The following is an 8,096-nucleotide window of genomic DNA, read 5'->3' as shown; positions in this document are numbered from 1 at the left end:
CTCCGTCCCGCAAGCCTCCGTCCCGCAAGTTCTCGTCCCGCAGATCCTCGTCCCGCAGGTCTTCGTCGAGCGGGAGGAGGCTGAGCGCGGCCTGCCGCCCCGCGCCGCCGGCCGCCGCGAGCAGCGCCGGGTCGAACCGGTCGATCTCCGACAGCGCAAGCTGCCCGCCGTCGCCCTCACCGTGGTCGAGGAATTGCAGCAGGTTGCCCCAGTACAGCCAGGCCGCCCACCGCCGCCTGTGCGCTTCGGTGTCGGCGACGATGGTGTCGTGCCGGTCGTCGATGACGACGAAGGCGCTCCACACGGGGGCGGCCGCACGGCTCTTATCGAGAATCACCGTGAGCGGATCGGCCGCGTACACCTCGACCGTTCCCTGTTCCAGCGCGGGCAGCGGCTCTCCGCGCAGCGCGGCGTTCACGCGGGCGGTCACGCCGGCGCGGTCGCTCCGCGTCCCGCCCTTCCGGAGGCTGGACTTCAGTACTCCGAAGGTGACGGCCTCGGCGCGCCGCAGCCACAGGCCGCGGTCCGGTTCGGCGAGGTAGGCGAGCAGCGTGTCGACGGGGTTGGTCCACATCGTGCGCGGCAGCTCGTCGGGGTCGCCGACCCGCCCGTACAGCTTCCTGGCCGCGAGCCGCGCGTTGCCCTGGTACGGGCTGTACGCCTCGACGCCGTCGCACGGCTCGTGGCGGCGCGCCTCCCACTCGTCCAGGTCCTTCCACGTGAGGGCGAAGACGACGCGGCCGTGCGCCCGGAGCTGGGCGCGCTTCGCCGCGTCGTCGGCGAGCCGGTTGATCTCCGGCGCCGCGTGGTAGTTGTACCCGTCGAGGTACACCGCGACCTGCTGCGGCTCGTCGTCGATGAGCCGGAACACCACGTCCGGCCGCGTCCCCCGGATCGTGTTCTGCAGCGTGACCCGCCACCGCCGGACGGTCGCGCCGCTCGACTCCGGGTCCGGGATCTCGATGCGCAGGTCGGCGGTCTTGCGGCCGCCGACGACCGGGCCGCGCGTCAGCGAGGCGTTGCCGCCGTCCCGCTTCGCCCAGTTCTCCAGCCCTTCCAGGAACCGCGCTTCGAGTTCGCTCTCGACCTGGTCCCACAGGGAGATCTCGCTCGTGTCGGCGACGGAGGCGGTCTGCCAGCCGTCCAGCAGCTCGTCCAGCATGTCGACGGCCTCGGCCCGGCTGACCTTGTCGAACAGCGTCCCCGGGACGTGCGACAGCAGGCACCGGTGGCAGGCGCGCTTGGCCGGGTCCTCCCGGCACGGGCATTCGGCGGCGCGGGCGCGGGCCGCCTCCAGCACCCGCCGGAACTCCGCCGGGTCGGCGAGGCGGTGCAGGTAGCCGGTGCCGCCGGGCAGCGTGTCGTGCAGGACGAGGAAGCGGCGCCGCCGCCCGGTGGCCTGGTCCGGCATCGTCGCCGTGACGATCTCCAGGTGGTCGGGGTCGCCGCCGTAGCGGGCGGCGACGCCCGCCATCAGCGCCGCCTGGAACGACGCCGTCCGCTCCTCCACGTACAGCGTCGCCACGGGGAGCAGGATGCGCAGCGCCTCCGTGCGGAGTTCGTGCGCGAGGATCATCTTGTGGTGGTCGGCGTCCCGCGACGCGCGCCGGTACGGGCACCAGGTGCGGTGGTGGCGCCGGCTGCGGTCCGCGGAGGACGTGCCGACCAGCGCGTCGCGGCCGTTCCCGTCGTCCTGGCCCGGCGGCCCGTCCACGGTCGTGCCGCCGCAGGACGGGCACACGTGGAAGTGCGCGACCTGCCGCTCCTCCCCCGCGAACCGGGTCGCGTCGCGCCGGTCGGTGCGCCGCACGCCGAGGTTGAAGCGGCGCACGACGGCGTGCCGGGTGAAGTCGACGCCGAACACGGCGTCGGCGTGCCGCCACGAGCCGGGCGCGATGTCGGCGCGGTCGATGTCGACGGCGACGGCGTCCTCGTAGAAGCGGCGCTGCCGCTCGTCGGAGTCGTCGCTGATCCGGGCCTCGTCGCGCCGGTCGTGGGCGAACACCCGCGTCGGCTTCAGCACCTTGTGCAGGTTCTGCACGGCGCCGATGGCGGGGTCGCCGCACCGGGCGCACGCCGAGATATCGTCCGCCGCGTCGAGGCCCGTGCGGACGTGCCCGCAGCTCGGGCAGACCCGCCAGTGCTCCCATGAGGGGCGCGACTCGGTGCCGATGTCCAGGCCGCTGACCTTGTGCTGGTAGCCGCGGATGTAGAAGGAGTTGCCGGGCGCCAGCTCGGTCAGCGCGAGGCGCGCCGACCGCCCGTACTCGCGGACCTCGCTGTGGTAGGTGCGGTCCTCGCCGACCTCCTCCTCCCACGTGATCGTCGCTTCGAGGGTGGTGACGTTGTCGAGCAGCGAGTAGTTCGGCAGCAGCCCGAGTTCGACGAGCGTGCCCTGCGCGCTGCGCCGCCCCATGTCGCCCATCAGCCGCGCGATCCCGGCTCGCTCGGAGCGCAGCGACCGGCGGATCGCGTTCTGCGAGGGGTCCGATTCGAGCAGCGAGTCGATGGCCTCGTCGATGCGGTCCAGCCGGTCCTTCAGGTCGGCGCGGCGGGCCTCCCACCGCTCCTCGACGCCGCGGACGGCGTCCTTCAGCCCGGCGGTGGCGAACGCGCGCAGGTCGGCGGCGGCGTCCGGCGACACCGAGTCGCCGAACAGGTCGAGGAACGGCTCGACGGCGCCGCTTTGCAGTGCGGCGGCGGTGAACGCGGCGAGCCAGCCCGTCTCGCCGAACAGCGCGGACGTGCGGCGCGGCAGCGGCAGCACGCCGGGCAGCCGGCCGCGGGCGCACAGGTCGACCAGGTGCGCGGCGTACTGGCGGCGCAGGATCTCGATGGCGGACAGGTAGCTGCCGGGCGGCACGATCCGGCCCGCGATCATCGCCTCGGGCTCGTCGATGAAGTACAGGTCGCGGGGGTGCCGGCCGACGAGCGTCACCAGGAACGCGTTGCCGGTCTTGCGCCCGGCCCGCCCGACCCGCTGGACGTAGTTGGCGGGGCCGGGCGGCAGCGACGCGAGGATCACCGCGGACAGGTCGCCGATGTCGATGCCGAGTTCCAGCGTCGGCGTGCACGCCATCACGTTGGGGTCGTTGTAGCGCTGCTCCTTCTTGCGGAACCGCGCCTCGACGTCCTCGCGCTGCCGGCGGGTGAGCGCGCCGGTGTGCTCGGCCGTCACCACCCGGAACGGCTCCTCCCCGAGGTACAGGCGGCGGTAGTAGTCGTCGCGGTGGCTGCGGGTGCCGCGGTCGGTGAGGGTTCCGCCGCACCGGTAGCGGGGGCACGGCTGCCCGTACCAGGCGTCCACCAGTTCGGGGCGGAGGGTCTGCTGCCACGCGCACCGGTCGCAGCCGAGCCCGGCGTCGTCGGCTTCGGCGTCGGTCAGGGCGTGCACGAGGACGTGCCCCGGCTGCAGCCCGTACACCCCGGTGGTTCCGTCGATGACGCGCTTGGCGACGAGGCCCTCTTCGGCGAGGACGGGCAGGAGCCGCCGCAGGTATTCGCCGGCCTGCCGCCGGTCGAGGGCGAGGCAGCGGGCGGCCCAGTCCTGCGACCAGCCCTGGTCGGCGTCGATCCGGTCGAACTCCGACCGCCGCTTCTGCCGGTCGAGCAGGAACGTCGGGGCGCTCAGCCCGCGGGGGAACGCGGGCATCCCGTCGGGCCGCCGGCCCCAGATCGCGCCGAACCGGCTGCTGCCGCCGTTCGCGATCCACGCGTCCAGCCACCGGTGCTTGATCGCGCCCCGGTAGCGGAGCCGTTCCAGCAGCCCCCGCACGAACGTCGCGTACCGCTGCGGGGACTGCGGCTCGATCATGCCGGTGACCTGCGTGTGGACGTCCCTCGCGAGCGCCGCGACCCGGCCGGGGTCGGGCAGCGCGACCTCGGCGACGGCGGTGCGGGTGAGGTCGAGGGTGCGTCCCTGCCGGGACCGCAGCCCGAACTCCAGGATCGTCTGGAACGCCAGCCGCTCCCCGATCAGCTCCCACGCGGCGGGGGTGCCGCTGGTGGTCTCGGCGAGGATCGCGTCCACTTCGGGGCGTTCGTGCAGGTCCGGCGGGACGACCGCGGGCAGCACCCCGGACTGGCTGGCCGCCGCGGCGAGGTCCCCGATCACCTCGTTCAGCGGCGTGCCCTTCCCCGGCTCCAGCCGCGAGTTGATCAGCCGCCGCAGCGAGAACGCGTAGGAGCGGTTCGCCACGAACCCGGCCCGGTGCGCCGCGTCCTGCACGGAGTCGTTGAACAGCAGCGTCTTGCGGCGGCGCGGGTCGGCGGACAGCTGCCGGCCCGCCATCAGCTGGGTGACCGCCACCGCCGCCAGCGACGCCAGCCCCGCGCCGAGGTACCGGATGCCCTGGTCCATCGCGCACGCCGGGCACCGGTCCTGCATCGCGGCGTTCTCGGACGCCTCGTCGTGCGTGATGTCGGTGAGGACGAACACGCCGTCGTCGAGCGCGCCGTACCGGTGCCGCGCCGGGTCGAACGGCTTCACCCCGTCCCCGGTGAGGATGGCGAGGCCGCGTACCCGCGCCTCGACCTCCGCCTTCGTCGCCGCGATGAGCGGGCGGACGCGCTTCTTCTCCGGCCCGGTGGACGCCCGGTAGATCCGCTCGGGGACGGTGACGAGGTCGCCGGGGTCGCGCTGCGGGGAGAACGCCGCCCACCCGGACCGCCCGCAGTGCCGGCAGTAGACGGCCGGGAGCATCGTCCTGTCGTAGGGGTCGAAGCCGGACTCGGCCTCCAGGACCGGCGGCTCCCCGATCCACGCGAACGCGGCCCTGTCGTCCACCATCCGCAGCAGCCGCGACACCGCCCGCACCCACAGATGCGTCTCCACCAGCAGGAATGGTGTCTCCGGGTCGTCGGCCTCGGGGTCGCGCGCCGCGGAGATCAGCGCCACGAACCGCGCCAGCGCCTTCGCCGCCTTGGACGGGTTGTCGCGGATGGACGCGCCCCACCCGTACGCGCCCATCTTCGGCAGCAGCTTCAGCATCTGCTCGGGTGTGAGCGGGTCGCCGTCCTTGAGCAGTTCCAGGACGGCGCGGGTGAGGATGTGCCGCTTCAGCGCCTGCGCGAGCTGAGCCGGCGTCAGGTCGGCGCGGCCGGTGACCTCGCGCTTGATGCGGGCCAGCGCGCCCGGGTCGTGGATCGGGTCGCCGCACGCGATGAGGTCGTCCGGGGACGGCAGCGGGAGGTCGTAGTCGAGGGGGTCGAGGAACTCGTCGACGGTGCAGCGGTCCTCCCCGATCACGGCGTCTTCGGGGAAGGGCGTCCCGAACACTTCCCGCGCCGCCGCCCGGATCTCCGCGCCGTCGCCGCCCTCGCCCAGCGTCGCGGACGTCGCGACGGGGCAGATGTCCCCCAGCGGCCTGCCCGGCTCGGCCTTGCCGGTGACGGCCGCGAGCCGGCGCAGCAGCATCGCCACGTCGGTGCCCTGCGCGCCGTCGTAGGTGTGGAACTCGTCCACCACCACGTAACTGAGATTCGCGTCCTTCCACAGCGGCACGTCGTCGCCGCGCTGGAGGAGCAGGTCCAGCATCTTGTAGTTCGTGATCAGGATGTCGGGAGGGTTCCGGCGGATCTCCGCCCGGTCCGTCATGACCCGCGGGTAGCCGATCTCCGGGGTGTCCCCGATGTAGAGGCCCGCGGTGACCTGCTCCAGCCCGGACTTGTGCAGGTAGTCGTTGAGCCGGTTCGCCTGGTCGGTGGCGAGCGCGTTCATGGGGTACAGCAGGACGGCCTTGGCGCCGCCGCGCCCCTTCGACCGCTCCCGCCGGCAGTGGTCCAGCACGGGGATCAGGAACGACTCGGTCTTACCGGACCCGGTTCCCGTCGTGATCAGCGTCGGCTTCGCCGGGCCGTGGAGGGTACTGAGCCGCTCGAACGCCTTCGCCTGGTGGCGGTGGGGACGGAAGCCGAGCTTGTGCCACTCAAGGCAGTCCTGCCAGCCGGACTCGGCTTTCCGGAACGGCGTCCGGATGCGCAGGTAGGGGCCGCGGAAGATGCCCTGCACCGGGTCATTGAGGAACCGTTGCAGCGCCTCCCGCGCCGACGGGTCGCTGAGCGCGAACGTCGTCGACAAGTACTGGGTCAGGTTCTCCCGCAGCTCCTCCGCCGCCAGCGTCGGCTTCAAGTCTCAGCGCCTCCGAAGTCACCAGCAGGCACTCAGTGCCGAGCCCTGCGCACCGAAAAGACCGGCAGCACTGCGCGACTCTACTGGGTCCATACGACTTTATGCCGCCGCGGCGGTCACCCGTCCAGCCTCGGTCAGGAGCGTGTCAGGAGGGAGCAGGCAAGGATGGCGTCGCGGTAGGCCATGCGGTGTTCAGCGTCTTGATCTATTCCGTGTCCGGCGGGTGAGGGCGCGCGCGAGGATGGAGGCCAGCGTCAACCCGACCGCGGTGCCTGTCATGAGTGCCCAGGGACGGCGGGAGCGGGGACGGTCCGGCGGCGGAGCGGGGGCCCGGTTGTACTCCTCGTCGAGAATCCGGTGGAAACGGCGGGCGCGCTTGGTGTCCGAGGTGCTCAGGCGGGCTTGGCGGGCCTCGCGCCAGTAGGCGCGTCCGGGATGGGCGCTGAACATCTCGCGGGAGATGGCGCGCAGGCGTGTCTCGGGGAGGGCCTTCGTCTCGAACGACATCTGCCATTCCGAGATGATCATGTTGATGTACATGAGCTGGCGCCGGGCCTTGCGGCTCTCCCCCGCCGGAACCGGCCCCCACGCCTCATCGAGGTCGGGATCATCCATGGCCATCTTGAGCAGTTCGGCGATCGCTATGCGACGTGCCTCTTCACGCGCGATCTTCGTTTCGCGCGCCTGGAAGATGAGCGTCGCCACGATGCCCACCAGCGCGACAGCGGCCAAGAGCGCCGACGCAGCGCCGTAGGTCTGGCCGATGAAGCTCAGTCGTTCCCAGCGGGCGGTGGACCCCCCGAAGGCTTGCAGGGCCCACGGTGATGCACCGATCAGACTGAGGACCACAAGGGCGAGGAGACTGAGGCTGAGCGTTCCCAGCCTTGTGCGACCCGTGCGAACGGAAGCCATCTAGGAACGATAGATCAAACCGCAGGCGCAGGCAGGGGAGCCACTTCCCGCTCGAAGAAGTCGAGCAGAAACTCGCCCTTTTGGAAGAGGCGGGAGATCTCGGCCGCGGCCGTGCTGATCACGTAGTCCCCACTGAGGCGCTTGGCGCCGGCGGGCGTCCAATCGGGCAGGTAGCGAACCTCATAGAGGACTCGTCTCCCGATGACCACGATCTCGGGCAACTGCCGGCGAGTTTCGAGTGATGCGAGATCAGCGGCCGGGAGCACGCTCAGTTCGAAGCCTTCCTCCGCGAGCATCCGCAGTGCGTACAACTCCCATTGGAGGTACGGGGTCAACGGATATTCGACCACTCGGACACGCTTGATCTGCAATCCCTGCCGTTTGTTGTGGCGAGCCTCCGCGCGCACGGCTTCGCGATCCTGCTCCAGGAGGTCCAGGGATCGTTGCCAGTCACCGGAAAGGAACGCCTCCCAGCTGGGGTCGTCCACTTCCCGGAAGGTCTGGGAGCGCTCGAGCTTCCAGATCACACCTCGCAGACCTTCGACCTGGCGGGCGAAGTCGCTGTGGTAGGCGGCGTGGTCCAGCTCATCCCCGGAGAGCCGGTGGATCTCGTCAAGCATCGCGGATGTCCGGTTTGGCGGCGGCCAGCAGGCGACCGGAGATGATCACAAGGCGCTCATCGGAGCCGATGCGGACGCCGGGCGGAAGCCGGTCACTGTAGGCACCGGTAGCGTCCCGGCCGATCACGGCGATGTCGCCGTTGTCCAACTCCCAGATCTCCGGGCAGTCCTGCGTAGTGCGGCTGTCACCCACCTCGGCGGCCGTCTTCCCCAGCCTCCGATGGAACCCCGCACCATGGTCGGCTTCCCAAGGCCTGGCCATGCTGTAACTCGCTTCCGGTCGCTGGTGTTAGTAGAAAGTTTCTCTCGGCAGCGCTGAACCGACAAGGCCTGTCCAAAACGTTCTTTCGACGGTGAGTTGTACACAAAGGGGACGTGAACGCCCGAAATGTTCGCGTCGGAGACGACGGCCGCCCCTCTTCGCTGGTAGACGG

At 71.4% G+C, this 8,096-nt stretch carries 4 protein-coding genes; all 4 read right to left on the bottom strand.

What is annotated here, in order from left to right:
- Window positions 1-6,130, bottom strand: a 6,130-nt coding sequence (locus ACIWVC_RS11705; protein WP_396454131.1) for a DEAD/DEAH box helicase, incomplete at its 3' end; no start/stop codon positions are given.
- A 192-nt stretch (window positions 6,131-6,322) separates the two neighbouring features.
- Window positions 6,323-7,042, bottom strand: a complete 720-nt coding sequence (locus ACIWVC_RS11700) for a DUF6082 family protein (protein ID WP_396451319.1) — start codon at window positions 7,040-7,042, stop codon at window positions 6,323-6,325.
- A 14-nt stretch (window positions 7,043-7,056) separates the two neighbouring features.
- On the bottom strand, window positions 7,057-7,662 hold the full coding sequence (locus ACIWVC_RS11695) for a DUF6879 family protein (RefSeq protein WP_396451321.1): 606 nt from the start codon (window positions 7,660-7,662) through the stop codon (window positions 7,057-7,059).
- Window positions 7,655-7,924 (bottom strand): hypothetical protein, encoded by a 270-nt coding sequence (locus ACIWVC_RS11690; RefSeq protein ID WP_111831261.1) that lies wholly within the window; start codon window positions 7,922-7,924, stop codon window positions 7,655-7,657. The genes ACIWVC_RS11695 and ACIWVC_RS11690 overlap by 8 nt, the downstream gene beginning before the upstream one ends.
- Between the last annotated feature and the right edge of the window lie 172 nt (window positions 7,925-8,096).

It is taken from the genome of Actinomadura sp. (genome assembly GCF_044508335.1).
Classification (GTDB): Bacteria; Actinomycetota; Actinomycetes; order Streptosporangiales; family Streptosporangiaceae; genus Spirillospora.
The sequence above is the reverse complement of the archived record's forward strand: the minus strand, read 5'-3'. Positions and strand labels throughout refer to the sequence as shown.